The 22,809-nt window shown below is 63.5% G+C and carries 22 protein-coding genes and 2 pseudogenes; 17 read left to right on the top strand and 7 right to left on the bottom strand.

Annotated elements, in window-relative coordinates; translation table 11 throughout:
* Positions 1-656 precede the first annotated feature (656 nt).
* On the top strand, positions 657-839 hold the full coding sequence (locus ASE66_RS31195) for a hypothetical protein (RefSeq protein WP_057193887.1): 183 nt from the start codon (positions 657-659) through the stop codon (positions 837-839).
* A gap of 178 nt (positions 840-1,017) precedes the next feature.
* Positions 1,018-1,503 (top strand): hypothetical protein, encoded by a 486-nt coding sequence (locus ASE66_RS33615; RefSeq protein ID WP_057193839.1) that lies wholly within the window; start codon positions 1,018-1,020, stop codon positions 1,501-1,503.
* On the opposite strand, the pseudogene ASE66_RS33610 reads toward ASE66_RS33615, so the two are convergent.
* Positions 1,428-1,681 (bottom strand): annotated as a pseudogene (locus ASE66_RS33610) (RES family NAD+ phosphorylase); the annotation flags it as partial. The gene ASE66_RS33615 and the pseudogene ASE66_RS33610 overlap by 76 nt on opposite strands.
* A 273-nt stretch (positions 1,682-1,954) precedes the next feature.
* On the opposite strand from ASE66_RS33610, the gene ASE66_RS31185 reads away from it, so the two are divergent.
* The 6 genes and pseudogenes from ASE66_RS31185 (at position 1,955) to ASE66_RS31160 (ending at position 8,107) form a co-directional block, all read left to right on the top strand.
* Complete coding sequence (locus ASE66_RS31185) at positions 1,955-3,628, top strand: ParB N-terminal domain-containing protein (protein ID WP_057193838.1); 1,674 nt, start codon at positions 1,955-1,957, stop codon at positions 3,626-3,628.
* A 90-nt stretch (positions 3,629-3,718) separates the two neighbouring features.
* Positions 3,719-4,192: a hypothetical protein gene (locus ASE66_RS31180; RefSeq protein WP_057193837.1), complete on the top strand. Its 474-nt coding sequence runs from the start codon at positions 3,719-3,721 to the stop codon at positions 4,190-4,192.
* Positions 4,189-4,832 (top strand): annotated as a pseudogene (locus ASE66_RS31175) (DUF7007 domain-containing protein); the annotation flags it as partial. The gene ASE66_RS31180 and the pseudogene ASE66_RS31175, both read left to right, overlap by 4 nt.
* 401 nt (positions 4,833-5,233) lie before the next feature.
* A complete protein-coding gene (locus ASE66_RS31170) occupies positions 5,234-5,821 on the top strand; it encodes a hypothetical protein (protein WP_057193836.1) in 588 nt (195 codons plus the stop codon).
* A gap of 311 nt (positions 5,822-6,132) precedes the next feature.
* On the top strand, positions 6,133-7,059 hold the full coding sequence (locus ASE66_RS31165) for an ArdC family protein (protein ID WP_057193835.1): 927 nt from the start codon (positions 6,133-6,135) through the stop codon (positions 7,057-7,059).
* 736 nt (positions 7,060-7,795) lie between these two features.
* Entirely contained in the window at positions 7,796-8,107 is a 312-nt protein-coding gene (locus tag ASE66_RS31160; RefSeq protein WP_057193834.1) for a DUF736 domain-containing protein, read from the top strand.
* Between the two features lie 49 nt (positions 8,108-8,156).
* Here the strand turns inward: ASE66_RS31160 and ASE66_RS31155 are convergent, their stop codons facing one another.
* Both ASE66_RS31155 and ASE66_RS31885 read right to left on the bottom strand, forming a co-directional pair.
* The gene (locus tag ASE66_RS31155; protein WP_057193833.1) at positions 8,157-8,435 is read right to left on the bottom strand and encodes an HU family DNA-binding protein; all 279 of its coding nucleotides are present in this window, start codon (positions 8,433-8,435) and stop codon (positions 8,157-8,159) included.
* A 200-nt stretch (positions 8,436-8,635) separates the two neighbouring features.
* Positions 8,636-8,788, bottom strand: a complete 153-nt coding sequence (locus tag ASE66_RS31885; protein ID WP_320409804.1) for a WGR domain-containing protein — start codon at positions 8,786-8,788, stop codon at positions 8,636-8,638.
* A 388-nt stretch (positions 8,789-9,176) separates the two neighbouring features.
* Between ASE66_RS31885 and ASE66_RS31150 the strand changes: the two genes are divergently transcribed.
* From ASE66_RS31150 to ASE66_RS31130, 5 genes are all read left to right on the top strand, one after another.
* A complete protein-coding gene (locus tag ASE66_RS31150; protein WP_057193832.1) occupies positions 9,177-9,383 on the top strand; it encodes a hypothetical protein in 207 nt (68 codons plus the stop codon).
* Between the two features lie 214 nt (positions 9,384-9,597).
* Positions 9,598-10,341 (top strand): ParA family protein, encoded by a 744-nt coding sequence (locus ASE66_RS31145; RefSeq protein WP_057193831.1) that lies wholly within the window; start codon positions 9,598-9,600, stop codon positions 10,339-10,341.
* A 7-nt stretch (positions 10,342-10,348) separates the two neighbouring features.
* A complete protein-coding gene (locus tag ASE66_RS31140) occupies positions 10,349-11,302 on the top strand; it encodes a ParB/RepB/Spo0J family partition protein (RefSeq protein ID WP_057193830.1) in 954 nt (317 codons plus the stop codon).
* Between the two features lie 298 nt (positions 11,303-11,600).
* Positions 11,601-12,110 (top strand): plasmid mobilization protein, encoded by a 510-nt coding sequence (locus tag ASE66_RS31135; protein WP_057193829.1) that lies wholly within the window; start codon positions 11,601-11,603, stop codon positions 12,108-12,110.
* Positions 12,110-13,168: a relaxase/mobilization nuclease domain-containing protein gene (locus ASE66_RS31130; RefSeq protein WP_057193828.1), complete on the top strand. Its 1,059-nt coding sequence runs from the start codon at positions 12,110-12,112 to the stop codon at positions 13,166-13,168. The genes ASE66_RS31135 and ASE66_RS31130 overlap by 1 nt, the downstream gene beginning before the upstream one ends.
* A 94-nt stretch (positions 13,169-13,262) precedes the next feature.
* Here the strand turns inward: ASE66_RS31130 and ASE66_RS31125 are convergent, their stop codons facing one another.
* From ASE66_RS31125 to ASE66_RS31110, 4 genes are all read right to left on the bottom strand, one after another.
* Complete coding sequence (locus ASE66_RS31125) at positions 13,263-14,054, bottom strand: outer membrane protein (RefSeq protein ID WP_156412433.1); 792 nt, start codon at positions 14,052-14,054, stop codon at positions 13,263-13,265.
* 178 nt (positions 14,055-14,232) lie between these two features.
* The gene (locus ASE66_RS31120; protein ID WP_057193826.1) at positions 14,233-14,577 is read right to left on the bottom strand and encodes a response regulator; all 345 of its coding nucleotides are present in this window, start codon (positions 14,575-14,577) and stop codon (positions 14,233-14,235) included.
* Positions 14,578-14,669: 92 nt separating this feature from the next.
* Complete coding sequence (locus ASE66_RS31115) at positions 14,670-15,275, bottom strand: response regulator transcription factor (protein WP_057193825.1); 606 nt, start codon at positions 15,273-15,275, stop codon at positions 14,670-14,672.
* 6 nt (positions 15,276-15,281) lie between these two features.
* Positions 15,282-17,561 (bottom strand): ATP-binding protein, encoded by a 2,280-nt coding sequence (locus ASE66_RS31110; RefSeq protein WP_057193824.1) that lies wholly within the window; start codon positions 17,559-17,561, stop codon positions 15,282-15,284.
* A gap of 173 nt (positions 17,562-17,734) precedes the next feature.
* Here ASE66_RS31110 and ASE66_RS31105 point away from each other — a divergent pair, with 173 nt between their 5' ends.
* From ASE66_RS31105 to ASE66_RS31090, 4 genes are all read left to right on the top strand, one after another.
* The gene (locus tag ASE66_RS31105; RefSeq protein ID WP_320409803.1) at positions 17,735-18,172 is read left to right on the top strand and encodes an HdeA/HdeB family chaperone; all 438 of its coding nucleotides are present in this window, start codon (positions 17,735-17,737) and stop codon (positions 18,170-18,172) included.
* A gap of 30 nt (positions 18,173-18,202) precedes the next feature.
* On the top strand, positions 18,203-19,192 hold the full coding sequence (locus tag ASE66_RS31100; RefSeq protein ID WP_057193822.1) for a formylglycine-generating enzyme family protein: 990 nt from the start codon (positions 18,203-18,205) through the stop codon (positions 19,190-19,192).
* A 204-nt stretch (positions 19,193-19,396) separates the two neighbouring features.
* Positions 19,397-20,953 (top strand): arylsulfatase, encoded by a 1,557-nt coding sequence (locus tag ASE66_RS31095; RefSeq protein ID WP_211200685.1) that lies wholly within the window; start codon positions 19,397-19,399, stop codon positions 20,951-20,953.
* Between the two features lie 82 nt (positions 20,954-21,035).
* The gene (locus ASE66_RS31090; RefSeq protein ID WP_082613897.1) at positions 21,036-22,724 is read left to right on the top strand and encodes an arylsulfatase; all 1,689 of its coding nucleotides are present in this window, start codon (positions 21,036-21,038) and stop codon (positions 22,722-22,724) included.
* The last annotated feature ends 85 nt before the right edge of the window (positions 22,725-22,809 follow it).

Below are 22,809 nucleotides of genomic sequence, written 5' to 3'. Positions count from 1 at the left end.
AACTTCCTCGCAGCCGTCTGCATCGCCGCGACCGTCAGCTACTGGTTGTGAGTCTGGACCCTAGGCGAAGCCCGCGACACCATCTTCGAATGGGTCGACCGGTCCAGCATGACACAGCCCAAGTATTGGCGCTTGATCGGAAATTTCAAGAGTGGTGCAAACAGAGTTTGGGAAGCGTCTGGCGTCTCCCTTCGGGCCGGGCTGTCGGCTAAACTGAAGCCTCTGCGGGTCTTCACCCATGCGTGCTTCGATCCCTGGCGCAGGGCGGAGAGCGGGTCGCCCGGATCTCGCCGCGCGCGGAGATGAATCTCGCGGTGGTCCAGGCGATCGTCGATGAGGAGTTGCGACGCAACCGCGGGCCGTACGAACCCACTGGTTGAACGCGTCGCACGACCAGCCTCGTCCTGAAGCGTCGAAAGGACAGCCGGGGCCGCGTCGGATCGTCCAGATGAAGGCGGGCGATCCAGGAGCAACCCACTCCCGCTCGTCTGGGATGGCGTCCTGGTCCAGCCCCGGACTTCCACGATCAACCCCGAGGGGTCCGCTAGCAAGCTGCGGCCGCTTGGGCTTTGCCCTGCGCGGTGATCGCGTCCGGGGCCGGACACTGACGGAGCCATCGAGCGGGAATGGGCCCGCTCCCCGATGGAGCCTTCATGATGTCGCACGATCTGACGCTCGCCCAGAACCACGCCTTCCAGCTCGCTCAGACCCTCATGGTTCCGGTCACTGTCTTCCAGTCGAACGGGGCGTTCGGCGTCCTGCCTTCCGCCGAACTCGCCGACGGCGAGGTTGAGACCATCGCCGAATTCGATCCCTTCGAAAGCCGGCCGGCTCGTTGAGCCGGCCCTTCTCCTTCCGGAAATGCCGCTTGCGAGCTGCGGCGGCAAGGGAGGCTTACGCCGCTGTGGCGCCCTCGCCGCCTTGGCTCTTTGCGGCGTCCGGAGGTCGCTCCGCGAAGTGCGGGGATAAGGGAAAACAGGCAAGGAAGGCGGGACGCGAGCGCGTGCCGGCAGACCCATGGAACGGACAGAACTGGAGGCATTGCGGGAGCGCGTGCCGTGCGCGGCGGTGCTCGAGAAAGCGGGATTTGCCATCGACCTACAGCAAAGCACCCGCAAGGCGGTCAAGTACCGCCGCGGCGACGCGATCGTCATCGTGATCCATGCCGGCCGGGGTTGGTGCGATGCCCTGTCCGAAGCCAAGGGCGATGTGTTCGGCCTGGTGGAGCACCTTGATGGCGTTTCCTTCGTCGAAGGCCTCGACCGTGCTGCTTCCCTGGTCGGCTACACGCCGAAAGATCCGGCCTGGCCTCGCCCGCCGCGCGCTTCTGGGCGGGTTCTGTCCATCGCCGAGCGATGGTCGCGGCGCCGTAAGCCCTGGCTCGGTTCGATGGTCTGGCGCAATCTGCGCGACGAGCGCGGCCTGCCGGACGCCCTCATCCCCTCGGCCGCAAGCGTTGCTTCGTCGCGACAATCGAAGATATTCTCGATGTCGGCCTCGTAGGCGACGAGCGTCGTTGGCTGGAGTTACCGGCCTGGTTGGCTTCCCTCAGGGCGGTCATGATGGTCAGGGAGGTGTAGAACGCCGGCGCGCCCTTCGGTTCAAACCGGCCGCCGTATAATTGGGCGCCACGCACTGAAAGCGGTTCGCGCGCAAAAATCGGGTTCAGTGCGCGAAACAGCGAAGACGGAATCGCAGGGAGAAAAGGGAGGAAGGGGAAAGAACCCGGTTCGCGGATCGTCCGAGCCGGTGACGCTGACGCTCAACCGCCGGCGGCGCAGTCCCGGCCGCGGCGTCCCGCGCAGGGCTTGGCAGCCCCGCTTGGCCGACCGGGCAGGGTGCTCGCCCGCAGTTGCACCGGCCCATCGCTCCACGGGCCGGGGGGTGTCTTCGGAAAGAAGACGAAAAAGGGACCCGCGAACGGCGTGGTCCGGCCCCTGACAGGAGAATTACCATGCAACTCATCACGATAGACCCGCGTGCGCTGGCTCCAAATCCCGATCCGCTGCGCCGCACCAAGGCTACGCCGCAGGCGGACGCCCTTCTGCTTGCGACGATAAGAGCAGTTGGCGTCGTCGTGCCGCCGATCATCTTGCCACAGCCCGGGGGTGGCAATGGCTATATTATTCAGCTCGGCCATCGCCGGGTCGAGCAGGCGATCAACGCCGACCTGGCCGAAATTCGCGCCATCGTCGCCGATCCCGACGTCGACAAGGATGCGCTCAAGGCGCTGGTCGAGACTATCAGTCACGCACCGCTCAATCCGGTCGATCTGTGGCGCGCGATCGAACGACTCATCGCGCCGACCTGGACGGAAGAGGCCATTGCGGTCGCCCTCGCGCAGACCCCGCGACAGATCCGCAAGCTGCGGCTCCTCGCCAATCTTCTCCCCGCGATGCTCGACCATCTCGCGACTGGCGACATGCCCGAAGAGCGCTACCTCCGTACGATCGCCGCTGCGAGTACAGACGAGCAAAAGGAGGTCTGGAAGAAATACAAGCCGGGCAAGGCCAACCCTCGGGTGTCATGGCATCAGGTGGCCCATGCACTCGAAAAGAAGCGGATGTACGCCACGGATGCGAGCTTCGGCGACGAGCTCGCCCAGGCCTATGGCATCGCCTGGGTCGAGGATCTGTTCGCCCCGGCGGACCAGGACGGCCGCTACACCACCGATGTGGAGGCCTTCCTCGGGGCGCAGCAGGAATGGATGTCCACTCATCTGCCCAAGCGCGGCGTAATCGTCGAGACTGGACAATGGGGCGATCCGAAATTGCCTCCGAAAGCTGAAAGGGTTCACGGCAAGCCCGGCAAGTCCGACCACACGGCGTTGTATCTCGATCGCGAGGGGCGAGTTCAAAACGTCGTTTACCGGATGCCCGAGGTCCAGAAGCCGAAGGACAAGGGGCATGCGACCGCAGGTTCCACCGAGCCTGCGATGGCGAAGCCCCGTCCGGACGTGACGCGGATCGGCCAGGCGATGATCGGGGACCTGCGCACCGACGCATTGCACGAGGCCCTCGCCCGGGCGCCAATCGAGGACGACATGCTCCTGGCGTTGCTGGTCCTCGCCTTTGCTGGCCGCAACATCTCCATCGCCTCTGGCGCCGCCAGTAATGTCTACGGCTTCGCCCGGATGGAACGCCACGCCGTGCGTCTTATCGGCGAGGACGGCAAGCTCGGCTTCGACCACGAGACCTTGCAGCAGGTGGCGCGCGCCGTGCTGATCGATGCGCTTTCCTGCCGGGAGAACCGCTCCGACTCCGGCATCGTCGCGCGCATCGCCGGAGATGCGATCGGAGCCGATGGCTTCCTACCGAACATGGGAACGGACGAATTCCTCTCCTGCCTCTCCCGGCAGGCGCTCGAGGGCTCGTGCAGGGATACGCCCGTGCTGCCGCGTCAGCGGGTGAAGGATACCCGGGCTGCCCTGGTCGAGCATTTCAAGGAGCGCAGTTTCGTGCATCCGGCCGCACGGTTTTTGCCGGACAAGGCGAAGCTGACGGACTGGCTGTCCAGGAACGCCGTCGCGGAGGACGCGGACGCCGTCGACCAGCTCGAGGGTCAGGATGGCGAGGACGGCGATCAGTTCGCCGGCGAGGAGGCTGAAGCTCTCCGCGACGCGGCGTAGCCGTCCCGCCAATCATCCTTCCGAACGACACCCCGCCGCCGGCCCATCCCGGCGGCGGCTTCGTTTCCGCATTCCCGACAGGAGGACATGATGTCCGCGCAATTGATCTTCGACCTCGCGCCGCTCGGCTCGATCGTCCGCTATTCAGATGGCACCCCGCGTCCGCCCGTGCGTCACCGCAAGAAACTCTCGGCCTGGGAGGAGCGTAACAGCAGTGGCCGGCTCATTCGCAAGCAGGCCGAGGCCCGTATCGGCAACATGCTGATCGGTGCACGCTGCACGCTGCATGCCGGCGACTATGGCGGCGGGGGCGTCATCGTGCTTCGCGTCCACCGGACTTTCTCGGTCGACAGCGCGCTGAAATTCGTCGTGACCGAACGTCCGAAGGTCGGCTCGATCCGCGTGCTCGACCGGAGCGGCGAGGACGCCGTGCTGGTCTATCTCGCCTGCCATCGTGCGGATGCGCTGGAATGGCTGACGCGGCACGGTTATCCCATCGCCGTGCTGGAGGAGGTCACGGCCGACGAGGTCGGGTCTGATGTGATCGAGGGGAGGGCCGCATGACGATGCCCGCTCCTTCCATCATCGACCTCACCTCCGGGATTCCGCAGGTGGAGTATGGGCGCAGTGCCGATGGCTTCCTCGTCGCCCGCGTGGGCGATACGGCCTTCGCCGTGGTGTCGGCCCAAGACAATCGGCTCTATCTTGCGACCGGGTGGCGCATCCGCCGCCCGATCGAGGAGTGGACCCGATCGGATTTCTACGGCCACGCGGGCGAGCTCGCCGACGAGGCGGCCTTCCGGGCAGAGGTCGTCGAGAATGCGGAGCACCAACGCGAGAAGCGCGCGCTCGGTCGCCGGGAGATCCGCTCGACCGCGGACACGCCAAGAACGGTTGGCCGGATGCCTGTGAAAGCATTTTCGGCCGCGCGCTCGCCCCGGGCGAATCCTATGAGAAAGATCGCCGGTCCTTCGAGCAGGAGCACGCTGGCAACTGGATCGTGATCTTGGCGATAACCTGCGATCACAAGCCCGGCTTTGTCGAGGTTGTGGCCACGCCTGGCGGCCGGCAAGGGGCTGGGACCGAGGAGCGGCGCTTCCTCGTGCCCTCGGCCGAGTACACGATCGGCCGCTTCGGCTTCGTCGTCGATGACCTTCGCCACCGCGTCTATGCGGGCCCGTCAAGCTTCGTTGCCTGGCGCGGAGGACAGCATCGTGACGCCTTCTCCCGAACGTTGCTCCCACCTCCGCCGGATGGAGGAGGCGCGGAGCAGACACATGCGGCCCTTTCCCTGAGCGCCTCNGGGGGGAGCCGATCCTGCCGGTCCCTCTCGGGTCTGGCTACGGTCGTAAACCGGCGGCCGGCCGCTTCAAGGCCGCGTTCCGCGCCGCGAGGCGGCCGAAACCGCCAGGCTCGGCGGGGTGGGCCTGCGTTCTGCGCGAGGGCTTACCCGCCCTGCTTGTCCGCACGCTCCGCCCCGCTCGCTCCGGCGGCCCCGGACCCTGAAGCGTCCGCCTGTCGCCGGGTTTCCCTGACCGCGCCCGAGGGAGGGCCGGCAGAAATCGGCCTTAGCCCTCGAGAGAAACGCCAGGAAAGGATCCTCACATGGCCAAGACCGCTGCCGCTCCCCGCCAGACCGCGCGCGTCGTCCCGCTCCGGAAGGGCACCAGCCTCGACATGGCTCGGCTCTGCTGCCCCGATGCCGGCCAGGCCACGCTCATCTCCGAGAGCTTCGGCCTGACCACCGTCGACGGTGACGCCATCCGCGACCTCCACGAGAAGCTGATCGTCCAGACCGCCGATGCGCTCGGTGAAGGCCTTGGCGAACGCGCGATGCAGATCCATCTCCAGCGCATCGTCGGCGCCTATGTCGGTTCCGCCCACGGCGCGGGCCAGTTTTACAGCCGCGCGGTCTCGGAGGCCCGCGACGCCACGGCGAAAGCCGCCTGCGATGCCCGCGACGAGGATCTCGACGGCCCGGTCGGCTTTGACGGCGCCGCCCAGCGCAAGCGCGAGTTCGCCGCGGACATGGCGATCCAGTCCCACGCGCTCCTCATGGCAGCCGAGGGTGCCGTCGCCGCCTACGAGCAGGTCGTCGGCGAGCGCTGGAAGCCCTTCGAGCGACCGGTCGAGAACTCCGGGCGAAGTGTCGACCGAAAGGCGGCCGACCTCCAGATGGCGGCTCTCGGTTGAGCCGCCTCGGGCGAGGCCTTGGCCTTGCCCCTCTCCACCACCGCATATCGAGCCGGCTGACCGCATCAGGGACCGGCCTGCTCGCATGTCTCACCCTCCGCCGGGAGAGGCCGACAAAGGGGAGGAACGGACCTGCGCCCATCGCGGCCGTCTCGGCTGTCGCTCCTGCCGGGGCCGGTGGCCGGCGCAGCGGCGTTGCCGCCCTTCACTTCGTTTCGGCCCGGTGGGTGCGCCGCCCCCCTGATTTCCCCGGCGCTGGACCGCCGTGACGGCCGCGATGGGCGCGGCCTCCGAAACGGAGGTTCAGGACCATGGGAAAGACAGAAGAAGAACCGCGTGCGGATATCTATGCACGCATCACCCAGCGCATCGTCACCGAGCTGGAGAAAGGGGTGCGCCCCTGGGTTCAGCCGTGGAGTGCTGGAAACGCGACCGGGCGGGTCACCCGCCCCCTGCGCCACAATGGCGAACCTTACACCGGAATGAACGTGCTGCTGCTCTGGTCAGAGGCCATGGCGCGGGGATATTTGGCCCCGATCTGGATGACCTTCCGGCAGGCGCGCGAACTGGGCGCACACGTCCGCAAGGGCGAAGCCAACGCTACCGTGATCTATGCGAGCCGGTTCACCCGAACCGAGACCGACGCACGCGGTGACGAGGTCGAGAAGGAGATTCCGTTCCTCAAGGCTTATGGCGTCTTCAACGTCGAGCAAATCGAGGGCTTGCCGGAGCACTATTATCAGGGGCCGGCACCGCACCTCGATCCGGACGAGCGGATCGGGCGCGCCGACCGCTTCTTCGCAAATACCGGCGCGGTTATTCGGCATGGAGGGGCGCAGGCGTTCTATTCGCCGTCGGCCGATCACATCCAGATGCCGCCCTTCGAGACATTCCGCGACGCCGCCGGTTACGTCGCTGTCCTCAGCCACGAGATCGTGCATTGGACGGCGGATTCCCGCCGCGTAGGCCGAGATCTCAGCCGCTACGGCAAAGATCGTACCGAACGGGCTCGGGAGGAGCTGGTCGCTGAGATTGGTTCGGCGCTGGTCTGCGCCGATCTCGGCATCGTTCCGGAACTCGAACCGCGGCCCGATCATGCCGCCTATATCGCAAGCTGGCTGAAGGCCCTCGCCGACGACAAGCGAGCGATCTTCAAGGCAGCCGCGCATGCGCAGCGCGCAGTTACCTATCTGCACGGATTGCAGCAGGAACCCGAAGCGGAGCGAGAGGCCGCCTGATCTCGTCTCCATTCGCATTTGGAAGGGAGGGGCCAGAGCCCTCCCTTCCTCCGGTCCCGGAGGCGGTGAGGAGCCCGGCGGCGGCATTGGGCCAGGACAAGGGCCGTGCCCACGGGTTGTGGCCCCGCCTCGCGGCGGGGCCCTTTCGCCGACGTGACCGTGCCCGGCGCCGACAGGCTGCTATGACCGCGCCGTCCTGCTCAAGCTGGTGGCCGCGGCGGACAGCGGAGGCTCGGATCGTGCGGTGAGCCTTCGTGATAACGCCGGGATCTGCATCGACCGCATGGCGAAGCCCGGTTCGACCTCAGGCAGGAGCAAATCCTGGGGGGCTTCCGCCCAAGCTGTCCGCGCTGCACGTGGCCTCGATGATGCCGGAGATGGGCAGCAGTCTCACGGAGAGGACGGTCTGCGTGGATCGAGCTTGATCGTCGGCACCTGTCGTCATTCCCCCGAGGCTGCGAAAGCCACCCCATCGCGACCCGATGTGTCTGGTCTGACCGAGGGACGAGCGCTGGGCGCTCTCGATCTTGTCCCCGCAACGGCCGGCGCCGGCTTTTTTCCACCGCCCGCCACCCCGGAGGGGACCCCGGCCGGCTTTGCATCGCGAAGCAAAAATGCCGTCTCCGGCCGCCTTCCACTTCGTTCCAGCCCCGAATGGGTGCGGGTCGATCGCCCCCGGCCTCACGACCGCCATCGGGTCGCGATGGGCGCGGCCCGGAACCAAAGGAATGAGACAATGGCCAACATCGGCAGCTTCACCACCAACGGCAACGGCTTCACCGGCTCGATCCGCACGCTTGCTCTCAACGTGAAGGCCCGGCTGGTCCGCATCGAGAACCCCTCGGATAAGGGTCCCCACTTCCGGGTCTTCGCCGCCGCGAACGTCGAGCTCGGCGCCGCTTGGCAGAAGGTCTCCGGCGAGGGGCGCGATTACCTCTCGGTCAAGCTGGACGATCCGAGCTTCCCCGCTCCAATCTACGCCACCCTGGTCGAGGTGGAAGGCGAGGAGGGTCTGCAGCTGATCTGGTCCCGCCCGAGCCGGGACTGACGCCTTCGACGAGAGGGCCCCGCCGCGAGGCGGGGCCTTCGCTTTCATCTCAGCCGTTGAGTGCGTCCCTGACCGCCTTGGCCGGCACGAAGGTCAGCTTCTTCGAAGCCGCAACCTTGATGATGGCGCCCGTCGCGGGGTTGCGGGCCTCGCGCTGCGGCTTGTCCTTCACCTTGAACTTGCCGAAGCCGGCGATGTTCGTCTCGCCGCCGGTGGCGGCGGCATCGGCGATCAGCTTGAACACGCTGTCAAGGATCATCTTCGCCTGCGCTTTGGTCAGACCCTGCTCGCCGGCGATCTTGTCGGCGATCTCGCTTGCTGTAGCCATGAAAGACACTCCCCTGTTGTTCTGTTCTGCTTGTCCATCACAACACGAACGGGCCAGCAGGAAAGACAGGAAACGGCGATGCGGTGGACAATCCACTGGAAACCGGCGCGGATCCAGCCAGCGCTCAACCGATAGGCCCGTTGCTTAGCCCTAAAGCCAATCGAAATAGCCCCGGCGCCTCTTGCTTTGCTCGAGCTGGCTCAGTTCCGTGTCAGCTCATTAGACTGATCGAAGGTTTCCACCATCGACTGGCCGCCTGTGCCGATCCCGCCCCAGTTGCGTATGACCGATGCGCCGCCGAGGGAGAACAGGCCGGTGTTCCACAGCTCGCAATCTGGCGCGATGAACGGCACCTTCTTGCAGAAGCAACGAGCCAGGCGAGACGCGTGCGGCGCACGGCTCTACTCGCTCCGCTGCCGCTGCGCTCACCAAACCCGCTTCGCGGTTTCGGCCGGTTCGGGTGACGATCCTCTCGCAGCGCGGCATCAGCAACGGCCAGCCTGCGAGCTTGGCGCCGGGCAGGTCTTTCGTGGGTGCTTCCCGCGCGAACTGGAGGGGCTCTCTGGTCGGCCCATGGTACGGCCGGTGGAGCCCGCCTCAAGGACGCGCGGTGCCCCCAAAATGCTGACGCATTTCGGCTCCCCCACGCGCCGCCTGCGGCGGTCGGCTGGCGCCGATCCTTGACCCGGTCTCCCCCGACGCGTGGCGCGCCTTTGTCCATTCGAGACGAAGGAGGTTCTCATGACCATGCCGATCGATCAGCAGATCGCCGAGCTCAAGGCCGAACTGAACAATGCGTGCCTGACGCCGCGGGAGCGGCGCGATGCGAAGCGCGAGCTGGAATTGCTCACCGAGGGAGATCGCAGCGAGACTGAGGCGGCCTACTTCGCCGACGCCGAGATCTGCGCTGCGGTTCACGCCGCCGAGCTGGCCGCACTACCGTTCTGAACATCGCGATCTGAAACTGTCGGTCTGACGCCACGCGCGTCGGGCCGGCTCTTCGCATGTGCAGCTGGGCTGTGCGCGCGCAGGCCAGAGTTGCCGAAGTTGATGGTTGAGCCGGTGTGGTTTGAACCACACCGTCATCTCGTCGCCGCGATCGGCGGTCAGAAGGTGCCCGCATAGATTGCGCCACTCTGATTATCTGCATGTCGGATTTTTGATGAAGACCATCGTGATCAACAACCAGAAGGGCGGGGTTGGCAAGACAACGCTGGCCGTGCATCTGGCCTGGTACATGGCCGAGACCGGTGGTCGCGTCCTGCTGATCGACGCTGATGCACAAGGCAACGCGACCGACACGATGAAGCGACATCGCGGCGAGGTCGCCGCTGCCGAGTTGTTTCGGTCTGGTAGGGTGCCTCTAGCCTCCGGCACCGAGGGCATCACGCTCGCGGCCTCGGACAGCTCTCTCACAGATGTCGATCGCGGAGTCGCGGCCGGCATCCAGCAGTTCCGCGACAATTTGCAGGCCGGCAGCGCCGAGTTCGATGTCTGCGTCATCGATACGCCGCCGTCGCTGGGTTTGCGCAGCGTGGCTGCTTTGGTTGCCGCCACCCATGTGCTGTCGCCGATCTATCTCGAGGATTATTCGGTGAAGGGGGTGAAAGGCCTGCTCCAGACCGTCATCGGAGTACAGCAGCGCTATGGCCGCTTCGACATGAAGTTTCTTGGGCTGTTGCCGTCAAATTTCAACACGAAGTCGCCGCGCCAACGCGCCCATCTCGATCAGCTCTTGCGCGAGGCCGGCAAGTACGTCTTTCCAGGCCATATCGTCGCGCGGGACGGCTATGCCGAAGCTGTCGCGGAAGGGAAGCCCGTTTGGAAGCTGAAGAAGCGCTCGGCGCAAGAGGCCGGCCGCGAAATCCGCACCGTGCTGTCGCGCATCGTCGAGCAGATGGCGTGAGGATCGTATGGCATTGGATCTGAGCTTCAAGGAACTGGCGGATGTTGCCGCTGGCGGCTTCGATGGCCGGCCTCTCAGGATCGCGCTGGAGCTGATCGACGAGGATCCCGATCAGCCGCGACGGGAGTTTCCCAAGGAGGAACTCGAGCACCTTGCGGCATCGATCCGGGTCGAGGGCATTCTCCAACCTATCGTGGTTCGGCGGTCGCCACAGGCTGGCCGCTTCATCATCGTGATGGGTGCGAGGCGCTACCGCGCCGCCAAGCTGGCAGAGCTTGTCGAGGCGCCGATCGTCGTTCAGGACGCCGCTGAGGCCAATCCCTACGCGCAGATGGTCGAGAACATCCAGCGCGATGATCTGAAGGCGAGCGAAATCGCGCGCTTCATCGTGGCTCGGCTGGCGGCGGGCGAGAAGCAGACGGAGATAGCGCGGCGCCTAGGCAAACCCCGCGACTGGGTCTCGCGCTACGGCGCCGTGCCGAGGATGCCGCCATTCCTGCAGGAGATGCTCGCCAGCAGCTCGATTCGCGCAGTCTATGAGCTCTACCAGGCCTGGCGTCAGGAGCCGGCGGCCGTCGAGCGGGCGGTCGTCAGTCGGGACGGCTTCACCGACGCGGAGGCGAGAGCATTTTCCTCAACCGTCCGATCGCCTGGTGACGCGTCGGCAAACGTTGAGGCCAGTGGTCTGCAGCGTTGCGTTTCTGCCCCGGTGCCAACGGTGGAGCCGTATCGCGGTGTCTTTCCCAGGGAGCAGGCGCCTGCCTCGTTGCAGCAGCAGGCAGGGGCGCGCGTCAGGGCGTTGGTGACCGTGCGGGTACGAAGCGGCCAGCGACGCGGCTCTTTGGTTCTCGATGCTACCGCGACAACAGGCGAGGGCTCTGCCCGCGTCGTCTTCGATGACGGTGCCATCGAGGATGTTGCTGTCGGCGCCTTGCGCATCGAGGCCGTGTCGGTCGGCTGAGAGCAACTTCGCCCGCGATGATCACGACCCTGATCTTGTGGTTCAACCCACAAGGCGTTTGACTGCACGCTCCCTTGTTTCTTGCCCGGCCTCGCGTGTTTTGCGGATTGCTGTGTGCTGTCTCCGCTTTGTCGACGTGCCCCCCTTCTCGAATCGGTAGCCGCGGTGGATGGTTGAGAGTCGTCGAGACTCTTGCTAGTGCAGGATAGGCTTGCCGCCAGCGAATTATTACGCCCGCTGGCGTTGGAGCAGGCGCGCCGCCAACGGGCCGGCTCGTACTTGCGAAGAGGAGGCCTCGATGCCGACTTTAACGTTGCGGGTCTCGGATGAGTTGGCGCTGCAGTTCGCGGCTCTCGCAGCTACTGAAGGCGGAAAATCGGCGTTGATCCGCCGGCTGCTAGAGACCGCGGTTGGCGCTCCGGAGTCGAAGCGCGCGCCGGTCGCGGTGGGGGCGCCGCAGAAGGTGACGGTGCGGTTCCGGGAGAGCGAACTGGGTCAGCTCGGCGAGCTGGCCGCGGCGCGCGGGATGACGCGTACGCAATGGATCACGTCGCTGGTGCGGTCACGGCTGGGCGCTCCGGCGCAGCAGTCGGAGGGCGAGCGCGAGGCGCTGCGAGCCATCGCACGCGAGCTCAACAGGATTGGGGGCAACATCAACCAGATCGCTCGGGCTGCACATCGCGCGGAGATTGGGCTCGATCCGGAGAGCTGGAAAGTGATCGGTGAGGCTCGCGACCAGATCGCGGCTCTTCAAGGCGAGCTGAAGGAAGTTGTAGATCGAACCAGCACCTACTGGGAAGGCCGCTGATGAGCGGGAAACGTGCGCAAGAGCTGCTCGATGACCTGCCGCCGATCTCCTATGTCTGGCGGACGCCGGTGCGACGGCCGCGTGTTTCTGAGGCTGACATTCCCGATCCGGTAGCTCCGCAGCGGGTCACCCCGGCGATGCGCGCGCGGCTCGAGCGGATCGTCGGTCGGGCGCCGGAGGTGATGGTCAAGATCACGGGGCGGACGAAAGACGCCGGGCATCTGAAATCCCATCTCGAATACATCATGCGCAATGGCGAGCTGACGGCAGAGACGGAGCAGGGCTCGCTCATGCGCGGCAGGGAGGGTCTCAAGGATCTCCAGTCGCGCTGGACCGAGGATACGGTACTCGACGACAAGCGCCGGCGCGATGGGACGATCTCGGTCAATATCATCCTGTCGATGCCGCCCGGAACCGATCCGATCCCGGTCAAGGACGCCGTGCGGGCGTTCGCGATCGAGACGTTCGAGGCCAACCACGACTACGTCTTCGTCCAGCATCTCGATGACAAGCATCCGCATGTCCATCTGACGGTGCGCTCGCAGGACTATAACGGGAAGCGCTTGAACCCCCGGAAGGCCGATCTGGCGACCTGGCGTGAGCGGTTTGCTGGCGAGCTTCGATTACGTGGCGTCGCCGCCGAGGCGACGCCACGGCGGACGAGAGGGAAGGTGCGCAAGCATGACAAGGGGACAGTGGTGGCGCTGCGCCGTCGGGGCGTCGTTCCCGATACCGACAAGGGCGCGCGGGACGACGTCGTTCGCGCGGTGAAGGCCGGCGTCATTGGTATCCGGCCTTGGGAGGCGAAGGCCCGCGACCGCCAGACAAAGATCCGAGCCCAGTATCTGGCTCACGCCAAGGAACTCGAGCGGACCGGGAAGGGGAGTGATCGGGCTTTGGCGATGAGGGTGCGGGAATTTGTGGCGAGGATGCCTGAGCCGGAAACGCGGCGCGAGCAGTTGTTGCGGGAGTTAGCTGTTGCGGCTCAGAATAAACAGTCAGATCGGAAGCACCAAATGCGCCAAGACGGCACAACGCCGGACAAGAACGAGCGGTAGGGCAAGATTATCAATCGTTTTTTATCAGGCGACACGTAACTGTTTCCGGCGATAGCCCGTCACGGATCTCTGGAGCCCTTCTTTGCTCCCACCATCAGAATCTGTACGAGACGCCCATGATCGGTCCACTCAATGCGGTATCGAAAACGTAACTGCCGCTGCGATAGTCAACGGCTAGATGGCGGTAGCCGACCGAGACGGACCAGTTCTCATTGAAGCTATAGTCGATCGTTCCGCGTAGCTGCCAGGTCAGCCGCGAACTGCCGGCGCCGATATCGCCATAGGCACTCAGGCCGAAGCCATTGCCCAGGTTTGCACGCAGGCGTAAGCCGGCCACGGGGTCGACCCACGTACGCTCCGTGCCGCCGGAGAGCGATACGACGCCAGCGATTGCGAGATCGACATCGGTCGAGGCCGACCAGACCCGCCCACCCGCGAGGATGTCGGCGCTGAACCCGCTGTTCTCGTAAAATCGAAAAAAGCCGGTGACTGTCGCATTCAGAGTTCTGGATTTGACCTCGGCGCTGCTGAAACCGGGGGCGCGCGCGATGAAATTGCGCTGTGCCTCGACCGATACGGCGACATAAGCCAGATCCGCGAGGACACCCCAGCGTCCGCTGCGATATTCACCCGCCAGCATGGCCGCGAAGTCGAGATTCTGAAGAATGTCCTTGAACGGCACGTCGACACTGACCGTCGGAAGAAAAGCTCGTGTACGTACGTCGCCCCTGATGCCCGAAGCCCAGAAGAACGGCGTGATCCGGAGTTCGGTGTCGGGGACCGGCGCAACGATGGATGGCGGTGGGACGGGCGCAAGGTCGGCTGCTTGCGATCGATTCGCCAAGGCCAACATGCAGAGCGCGAATAAAAACGGCGTGCGGCGCATAGCTTCCCCCAAATTGTCCAAGCATTCTGCATTTCGAAGATCGTTCAGCTAGCCGCTAATCTGAAATTCCCGCGCTCCCGATTGGAGTCATATGCTTTAAGCGCCGGTGTGGTTGCAGAGCCGCACCCCGATCAGGATAAACCCTCGTCGTGTGGGTCGCCTGCCCGGATCCATGAGCTTACGCGTCTCCGATCGCCGCGTTGATGGCACTGAACAGCGCCGCGTTGCGCAAGGGCTTCGACAGAACGGCGATGACGTTACCCGGCTCAGGGCGTTCCCGTAGCCTGATGTCGCTATGAGCCGTGATCACGATCGTCGGGATGTGGATTCCAACGCTCGTCAAATGCTGGATCAGTTCCAGGCCGCTCATGCCGGGCATCTGCACGTCGACGATCAGGCATGCGGGCTTGTCATCTGCAAGTGATGCGAGGAAGTCTCGAGCCGATCCATAGGCCTTGGTTTGAAACGCATGAACGCGCAATGTCCGGGTCAGGGACTTCAGTACGGACGGATCATCGTCCACGAGAGCGATCCAGGGATGACCTTCCGACATGATTCAGAAGGTGTGGCCGTTGTTGCCGGTTGTCGACCTGACCGTTGGCCCAGTACCGCTGCTTATTTGGAAATGCCGGCCTTCTCCGCCATCCGCACGAGATCGGCGACCATGCGGACATCTAGCTTTTTCATGATCGAGCTGCGGTGGAACTTGATGGTCTTCTCGACGGTCCCGAGATCGTAGGCGATCTGCTTATTGAGGCGCCCCGCGACGACATGAGTAAGAACCTCCCGCTCGCGCGGGGTCAAGGTCGCGATCCTAGCTTCAATCGACGTCAATTGGGCTTGAGCCTGGCGCGAGCGGGCGTCCAATTCCTCCGCTCGCTGTATCGCGCCGATCAGGTCGCGGACGCTAACCGGCTTGGTGAGGAAATCGACGGCACCCGCCCTCATGGCTCGCACGGTCGTCGGAATGTCGCCTTTGCCGGTCAGAAAAATAATGGGCCGGCTCGCCCCATTCGCCGACAGCGCCTGCTGGAGTTCGAGACCGTCGAGCCCCGGCATGGAGACATCGAAAACGGCGCAGCCCGGAACTGCCGCGTCATGACGGTCCAGGAATTCCTGCGGCGAGGTATACGGCTCGGCGTTGTAGCCTTTCACTCGCACGAGCCGCGACAATGCCTTGATCACCCTGGCATCGTCATCGACGAGGAAGACCGTGAACATCGCCTATCACTGGGCCGCGAGCAGCGTGGATCGTATCGGAAGTGTAATCTTGGCGACCGCGCCGCCGCGATCGTCGTTCGCAAGTCTGATTTTGCCTCCATGCGCCTCGATGATCGTCGAGCAGATCGCCAAACCGAGGCCGAGGCCGTTGGGCTTCGTCGTGTAGAACGGCTCGAAGGCGCGGCATTCTTCAGTGGGCTGGAAACCGATGCCGCAATCTTTCACCCGTGCCTCAATCACACTAGCTCGCGTAATAAGGGTTGATACCGAAATGAGCCGTTGAGCCGTTGGCGTTGAAGCCATCGCATCCATCGCATTCATCACAAGGTTGAGCAGGACCTGCTGCAACTGGACGGGGTCCCCGATCGTCGCGGGCAAGCCACTTGTCAGATCAAGTTTGACGCTGATCCTGCGGCTGATCAATTCATTGTTCAGCAATCCAAGAGTCGAGGTGACCAGCTCATTGACGTCGACTGACGCTAGCGTCGTCTCGCCCTTTTTCAGCAGGTTGCGGAGGCGCTGGATCACCTCGCTGGCTCGCCGGTTGTCGTCGACGATATCTTGGAAGACCTCTCGGATCTCGACCAGGTCTGGCGAGTCAGCCGCGATCAGGTCCAATCCCGTTTCCGCATTCGACTGGATCGCCGTCAGCGGCTGGTTGATTTCATGCGCAATCGCCCCGGAAAGCTCGCCGAGCACTGAAACGCGCATGAGATGGGTGATTTCCTGACGTTGCAAGGAGGCTTCGATCTCAGCTGTCTTCTGATCGGTGAGGTCGACAAATATTCCGCTTACCTGGCTGGGAGCGCCTCGGTCGTCGGGATGGAAGCGAGCCCGGATGCGGATCCAGCGTTGTTCGCCCTGCAGCACGACGCGCACATCCGTTACGGCCGGCTTATCCGAGGTCGAGGCATTGCGTAGTGACATAATCGCCGTTTCACGGTCTTCCGGATGGATGGCGGCCAGGAAGGCCTCGAGCGTGAGCGGAACGTCCTCCCCCAGGCCGAACAGCGCTCTGGAATGCTGGGTCGCCCAGAGTTCGTTGGTTTCGCGGTCGAACTGCCAGAGCCCCAGATTGACGGACGCAGCTGTAAAGGTCATTCGCTCTTCACTCTCCTTGAGCAGAAGCTCGGTACGCTGCCTCCTGCGCCTTTGGATCAGCAGGGTGCCGGCGACGACCGTCTGCAACGCGAAGATGAAGATCGCGGCCAGCACAAGATTGCGATGCTCGTCCCAGAGCGTCGGCTTCTTAAACAAGACGACGGTGCCGGCTGGAAGGTCGCCTTCTCGCAGATTCCAACGCTGCATGGCCCTGAAATCGACCCGGTACGCTTGCCCAGGATTGGTTCGCGGCGCGAGCGCCGCCGGATCCTTACCAGCTATGATTTCAAGCGCGAGGTCGGCTGCGGCTACGCCAACAGATTCGAACGTCTCGATGAATCCACCTACAGGGCCGTTGCCGAGATAGGTGTCGTAAGGCGAATAGACCGGAGCCGGGGAAAGCGCGGTCAATGTGGTGGCCACTTCCGCCGGAACGAAAGTCTTGCCGGTGCCATCCGCGAAGACCGTCAGAATGATCACAATCGCGTCGGGAGGAACGCGCGCCAACTCGGCGATGAGCGCGTCATAGGAAAGTTCGAACAGGTAGGTCGTCTCGAATTTCCTGCCCCGGCCTTCCATCGTTCTTCGCGCCTCAACTTGCCAGCGGCGGTCAGTGAGACCGCTCCCCGCAATCACGATGACTCGCCGCGCGTCGGGCTGAAGCGCTTCCGCGAGAGCGAGCGTCTTATCGAGATTAAATTCGGTAATGATGCCCGTTACGTCGGGAGGCGGGCGCGAAGCCGAATATGTCGCCGGCGAGATGCCTGTAAATACCACGGGAGCCGAGGGCGCGATCGCATCGCGATGCCTGACAATGAACGGCAAGGCCAGGCTGCCCAGCGTCATCACCACGTCGGGCGGTGAATGGGCATATTTCTCGCGGAGGAAGGCGACCAGGCGATCCTCATGCCCAGAGTCCGAAGGCCGCGCCAGGTCGAGAAACTCCCCATCGATGTCGATTTTGTGCGACGAGCGTTCGAGCAGTCGTTTTCGCGCGGCGTCTCCGACAATTGTCGTAGCTGGGAATGTGTAGTTGAACGCATGCAGCATGAGGATGCGCCGCGTACTTTCCTCTGCGGCAGCGGCGAACGAAACGAACGCAATCAGAAGCAAAAGCACCAGGCCGCAGCACGCCCTGAAGGTGCGCGCCACGACAGATACAACGAGACAACCGAAAGCTTCCATGTTTACGGATCGCAACCCTGCCGACAGCTGAGCTGTCTTGCCGACGCACGATTTATGACCCTCGTAGCGCTTTTGAGCCAGCGCATTTTAGGGCGCGTGCCAGCCACGTCGGATCATCTGGATACTGGGCCATGGTCCAGTAGAGGGCTGCCGACTGCCCCGGTACAACCCCCTTGATCGCCAGCACAGCTAAGCGAACTCGAAAGCGCCGTAACGGAATGCTGCGAGATGGAATTCGTCGGTGGCTGAGTGGCGGCAAACGAAGGAAACGTCCAATGCGCAGTCTTTTTACTATCACGGCCGCTTTCATCGGCTCCGTTTCGGCTGCGCAGGCGCAGGTCGGATTGAACACCTATGCCGACGCCAAAGGCTTTATCGATGTTCAAAAGCTGACCTGCGCCCAGCTCGCCGGGACGTTCCAGGAAGACGCCGATTTCCTCGGGGTTTGGTACAGCGGCTGGTATAATGGCCTCGCCAAGAAGCACGCCATCAACATGCCTCGCGCCAAAGAAGGCATCCATCAGGTCATCGTGCACTGCAAGGCGAACCCGACCAAGCGGGTCATCCAGGCAATCGACTTCGTTTTGAAGGAGGAGAAGAAGGGACGATAGGCGCGGCGTGGCCGAAAGGAGCCCCCTGATATGGCACTGGCGATGCGCGCTTCTGCTGCAGCTACAGGGGCCGTCGGGGTCGCGGCGCCGATGGTCTTCATCGCGGGCGGCAGCTTTCACATGGGGTCCGACGCGCATTATCCGGAAGAGGCGCCGGTCCACCGCGTCACCGTCGACAGCTTCTGGATGGACCGCACGCCGGTGACCAACCGCCAGTTCAAACACTTCGTCCGTGCGACGGGGTACGTTACCTTTGCCCAAACTGAGCCCGATCCCAGCAACTACCCAAGCGCATTGCCGGGGATGCTGTTCGCCGGTTCGCTCACTTTTGTGCAGCCGTCACCTCCGGTCGATTTACGCAACCTGCGGGAATGGTGGACGCTGCTCAAAGGCGCGAATTGGCGACATCCATACGGTCCCAGGAGCAACATCAACGCGCTCGACAATCACCCCGTCGTGCATGTGACCTTCGCAGATGCACTCGCCTTCGCGCAGTGGGCTGGCAAGGACCTGCCGACCGAAGCGGAATGGGAGTTTGCAGCGCGCGGCGGGCTGGATCGCGCTGAATACGCCTGGGGTGACGAACTGGCGCCTGGAGGCAAGCACCTTGCCAACACCTGGCAGGGCGAATTTCCGCAGCAGAACCTGACGGCCGACGGCTTTAACCGCACTTCACCGGTGACCGCGTTCCCGCCAAACGGCTACGGCCTGCAGGATATGATCGGCAATGTCTGGGAATGGACCACCGACTGGTACTCATCAAGACATGCCGCCGATGCTCCAAAGGCTTGTTGCATCCCGGTGAACCCGCGCGGCGGGCGCGAATCCGAGAGCTTCGATCCGGCGCTGCCAGACATCAGAATTCCACGCAAGGTCATCAAGGGCGGCTCCCATCTTTGCGCGCCGAACTATTGCCGCCGTTACCGCCCTGCCGCGCGCCATGCCGAACCAGTCGACACGTCCACGAGCCATCTCGGGTTCCGATGCATCACGCGCGGAAGCTCTGACGCATCTTTCTAGCAGGAGGAGAACGTTATGTTTGACTGCTTATTGAAGGAAGCAACGCCCGGTTCCGCCGAAAGCGTGAGGCAGACGTTCGGTGGCCGGCGTTCGAGATCCTGCGCCGCCTTTATCGGGGCGACGACGCTGACGTTGCTCGGACTGACCGGCACTGCGCAAGCGCAGGCTCAGCCTGCGCCGACCCAGCAACGACCCAACATCATCATGATCGTGTCGGACGACACGGGCTATGGCGATCTCGGGCCCTATGGAGGGGGCATTGGTCGCGGCATGCCGACCCCCAACATCGACAAGCTGGCGGCGGAGGGTATGACGTTCTTCTCCTTCTACGCCCAGCCGAGTTGCACGCCCGGGCGCGCGGCCATGCAAACGGGACGCATTCCGAACCGCAGCGGCATGACCACTGTGTCCTTCCAGGGCCAGGGCGGCGGCCTTCCGGCAGCCGAATGGACGCTCGCCTCGGTGCTGAAGACCGGCGGCTACAAGACCTTCTTCACTGGTAAATGGCATCTGGGCGAAGCCGACTACGCGCTGCCGAACGCGCAAGGCTACGACGAGATGAAGTATTGTGGCCTCTATCATCTCAATGCCTACACCTACGCAGATCCGACCTGGTTCCCGGACATGCCTACTGATCTGCGTGAAATGTTCCAGCGCGTGACGAAGGGCGCGCTCTCGGGCAATGCCGGGCAGCCGGCACGCGAGGAATTCAAGGTCAACGGTCAGTATGTCGATACGCCTGTCATCAATGGGCGTGAAGGCGTCGTCGGAATCCCGTTCTTCGACGGCTATGTCGAGAAGGCCGCAATTGACTACCTCGATCGCAGTGCGAACTCGGCCGAGCCGATCTTTATGAGCATCAATTTCATGAAGGTGCACCAGCCCAATATGCCGCACCCCGACTACATCCATAAGTCGCTGTCCAAGAGCAAATATGCCGACTCGGTGCATGAGCTCGACTCGCGCATCGGCCGCATCATGGACAAGGTCCGCTCCAATCCGAAGCTGGCCGCAAATACGCTGGTCTTCTACACCACCGACAATGGCGCCTGGCAGGATGTCTATCCCGACGCCGGCTATACCCCGTTCCGCGGTACCAAGGGCACGCTTCGCGAGGGCGGCAACCGCGTTCCTGCCATTGCCTGGATGCCCGGCAAGATCGCTCCGAATAGCAAAAATCACGAAATCGTCGGTGGTCTCGATCTGATGGCGACCTTTGCTTCCGTGGGTCGCACGCCGCTGCCGACGCAGGATCGCGCCAACCAGCCGATCATCTTCGACAGCTTTGATATGTCGCCGGTGCTGTTCGGCACCGGCCCTTCGCCTCGGAAGTCATGGTTCTACTTTACCGAAAACGAGCTCTCGCCCGGTGCTGTCCGCGTCAACAACTACAAGTTTCTATTCAACATACGCGGCGATGACGGTGCCGCCACGGGCGGTCTCGCCGTCGACACCAATCTGGGATGGAAGGGGGCTCAAAAGTACGTCGCCACAGTCCCGCAAGTGTTCGATCTCTGGCAGGATCCCCAGGAACGCTACGACATCTTCATGAACAACTTCACTGAACGCACCTGGATGGGCGTTGTCATGGAGCAGGAAGTCAAAAAGATAATGGAAACTTACGTAAAATACCCCCCGCGCAAGGTGCAAAGCTACGGGTACACGGGACCGATCACGCTTTCCGACTACGAGCGGCTGCAATCGGTGCGCGAGATGCTCTCGAAGGAAGGTATCAGCCTGCCTATGCCAACCGGCAACTGATCCGATCAGCATCAATGGCATCAGAGGTTCCGTGCACCGCGCTCGGAACCTCTAGCGGATTTTTGTAGCAGGAGGGAACGTCATGTTTGATTGTATACCGGAAAGAACACCGCGAACCGGTGCTGGCTTGCGACAGACACTCGCGCAGTGGCATGCTCGCTCCCGCGCTGCGCTGGTCGGCGCTACGGCGCTGATCTCGCTGTCTCTGGCCGCCCCGTCAATGGCGCAGCCCGCGCCGGCGCAGCAGCGTCCGAACATCGTCGTGATCATGGGCGACGATATCGGCATCTGGAATATCGGCGCTTACCATCGCGGGATGATGGCCGGGCGGACGCCGAACCTCGACAAGATTGCCGCCGAGGGCATGCTGTTCACCGATTACTATGCCGAGGCGAGTTGTACGGCGGGCCGTGCCAACTTCATCACGGGCGAACTGCCGATCCGCACTGGCATGACCACAGTTGGCCAGGCCGGCGCACCCACCGGTCTGCCTGCCGACGCCGTCACGATCGCTACCGCGCTCAAGGGGATGGGCTACGCCACCGGCCAGTTCGGCAAGAACCATCTCGGCGACAAGAACGAATTCCTGCCGACGGTGCACGGGTTCGACGAGTTCTTCGGCTATCTTTATCATCTTGATGCGATGGAAGACCCTTGCCATCCGAATTATCCGCAAGATCTCAGGGCGCAGGTCGGGCCGCGCAACATGGTCCACTCGCTGGCGGCAAATGTCGACGACGCCACAGTCGACCCGCGCTGGGGCAAGATCGGCAAGCAGACTATCAGGGACGCGGGCGAGTTGTGCCCGAAGCGCATGGAGACCGTGGACGACGAAATCCGCGATAATGCGCTCAAGTTTCTGGACAAGGCCAAGGCCGACAACAAGCCGTTCTTCCTGTGGCTCAATCCGACCCGCATGCACATCGTTACGCATCTGTCGCCCAAATATCAGGGCATGCGCGACTCCAAAAATGGCTGGTCGATCCACGAAGCCGGCATGGCCCAGCTCGACGACGACATCGGCATCGTGATGAAGAAGCTCAAGGACATGGGCGTGGACGAAAACACCATCGTCATCTTCACCACCGACAACGGCACAGAGGTCTTCACTTGGCCCGACGGTGGACAGACGCCGTTTGCGCAGAGCAAGGGCACGGTGATGGAAGGCGGATTCCGCGCGCCGGCGATGATCCGCTGGCCGGGGAGAGTGCCGGCTGGAAAGGTCGAGAACGGCATCATATCCGGGCTGGACTGGTTCCCCACTCTGCTGGCCGCCGCCGGCAACCCCAACATCACCGAAGAGCTGAAGAAGGGTAAGCAGATCGGCGATCGGACCTACAAGGTGTATCTGGACGGCTACGACCAGACGAACATGATCACCGGCAAAGGCCCGTCGAACCGAAACGAGATCTGGTACTTCGGTGAAAGCGAACTCGGCGCTGTGCGCGTCGGCGACTACAAGTATCGGTTCATCGACCAGCCCGGCGGCTGGCTGGGCGACAAGACCAAGGTCGACGTGCCTTATCTGACCAATCTTCGCCTCGATCCGTTCGAGCGCACGGGCTGGCCGGAGAGTGGCACCAAGGCCGGATCGCAGAACTACTTTTCCTGGTTCCAATACGAGTTTTGGCGCTTCGTGTTTGTCCAGCAGCAGGTCGAGAAACTCGCCATGACCGCGGTCGAGTTCCCACCCATGCAGAAAGGCGCCAGCTTCAATCTCGATGCCGTGAAGGCGAAGATCGAGGCAGCACGGACGGCGATGGGCAAGTAGATCGCCCTAATTGTGACTATCGTCAGGGCGGGCGGCCTAACGCGGCCGTCCGTCACTCGGGATCTACGCCAGCCAGATAGGGTAT

The organism is Allobosea sp. Root483D1, assembly GCF_001429505.1.
GTDB lineage: Bacteria > Pseudomonadota > Alphaproteobacteria > Rhizobiales > Beijerinckiaceae > Allobosea.
The sequence above is the reverse complement of the archived record's forward strand: the minus strand, read 5'-3'. Positions and strand labels throughout refer to the sequence as shown.

What these genes read in the sequence shown, in the direction of transcription:
- ASE66_RS31195 (WP_057193887.1), top strand. Translation starts at nt 657, where the DNA reads ATGTCGCACGATCTGACGCTCGCCCAGAACCACGCCTTCCAGCTCGCT.
- ASE66_RS33615 (WP_057193839.1), top strand. Translation starts at nt 1,018, where the DNA reads ATGGAACGGACAGAACTGGAGGCATTGCGGGAGCGCGTGCCGTGCGCG.
- ASE66_RS31185 (WP_057193838.1), top strand. Translation starts at nt 1,955, where the DNA reads ATGCAACTCATCACGATAGACCCGCGTGCGCTGGCTCCAAATCCCGAT.
- ASE66_RS31180 (WP_057193837.1), top strand. Translation starts at nt 3,719, where the DNA reads ATGTCCGCGCAATTGATCTTCGACCTCGCGCCGCTCGGCTCGATCGTC.
- ASE66_RS31170 (WP_057193836.1), top strand. Translation starts at nt 5,234, where the DNA reads ATGGCCAAGACCGCTGCCGCTCCCCGCCAGACCGCGCGCGTCGTCCCG.
- ASE66_RS31165 (WP_057193835.1), top strand. Translation starts at nt 6,133, where the DNA reads ATGGGAAAGACAGAAGAAGAACCGCGTGCGGATATCTATGCACGCATC.
- ASE66_RS31160 (WP_057193834.1), top strand. Translation starts at nt 7,796, where the DNA reads ATGGCCAACATCGGCAGCTTCACCACCAACGGCAACGGCTTCACCGGC.
- ASE66_RS31155 (WP_057193833.1), bottom strand. Translation starts at nt 8,435, where the DNA reads ATGGCTACAGCAAGCGAGATCGCCGACAAGATCGCCGGCGAGCAGGGT.
- ASE66_RS31150 (WP_057193832.1), top strand. Translation starts at nt 9,177, where the DNA reads ATGACCATGCCGATCGATCAGCAGATCGCCGAGCTCAAGGCCGAACTG.
- ASE66_RS31145 (WP_057193831.1), top strand. Translation starts at nt 9,598, where the DNA reads ATGAAGACCATCGTGATCAACAACCAGAAGGGCGGGGTTGGCAAGACA.
- ASE66_RS31140 (WP_057193830.1), top strand. Translation starts at nt 10,349, where the DNA reads ATGGCATTGGATCTGAGCTTCAAGGAACTGGCGGATGTTGCCGCTGGC.
- ASE66_RS31135 (WP_057193829.1), top strand. Translation starts at nt 11,601, where the DNA reads ATGCCGACTTTAACGTTGCGGGTCTCGGATGAGTTGGCGCTGCAGTTC.
- ASE66_RS31130 (WP_057193828.1), top strand. Translation starts at nt 12,110, where the DNA reads ATGAGCGGGAAACGTGCGCAAGAGCTGCTCGATGACCTGCCGCCGATC.
- ASE66_RS31125 (WP_156412433.1), bottom strand. Translation starts at nt 14,054, where the DNA reads ATGCGCCGCACGCCGTTTTTATTCGCGCTCTGCATGTTGGCCTTGGCG.
- ASE66_RS31115 (WP_057193825.1), bottom strand. Translation starts at nt 15,275, where the DNA reads ATGTTCACGGTCTTCCTCGTCGATGACGATGCCAGGGTGATCAAGGCA.
- ASE66_RS31110 (WP_057193824.1), bottom strand. Translation starts at nt 17,561, where the DNA reads ATGGAAGCTTTCGGTTGTCTCGTTGTATCTGTCGTGGCGCGCACCTTC.
- ASE66_RS31100 (WP_057193822.1), top strand. Translation starts at nt 18,203, where the DNA reads ATGGCACTGGCGATGCGCGCTTCTGCTGCAGCTACAGGGGCCGTCGGG.
- ASE66_RS31095 (WP_211200685.1), top strand. Translation starts at nt 19,397, where the DNA reads ATGATCGTGTCGGACGACACGGGCTATGGCGATCTCGGGCCCTATGGA.
- ASE66_RS31090 (WP_082613897.1), top strand. Translation starts at nt 21,036, where the DNA reads ATGTTTGATTGTATACCGGAAAGAACACCGCGAACCGGTGCTGGCTTG.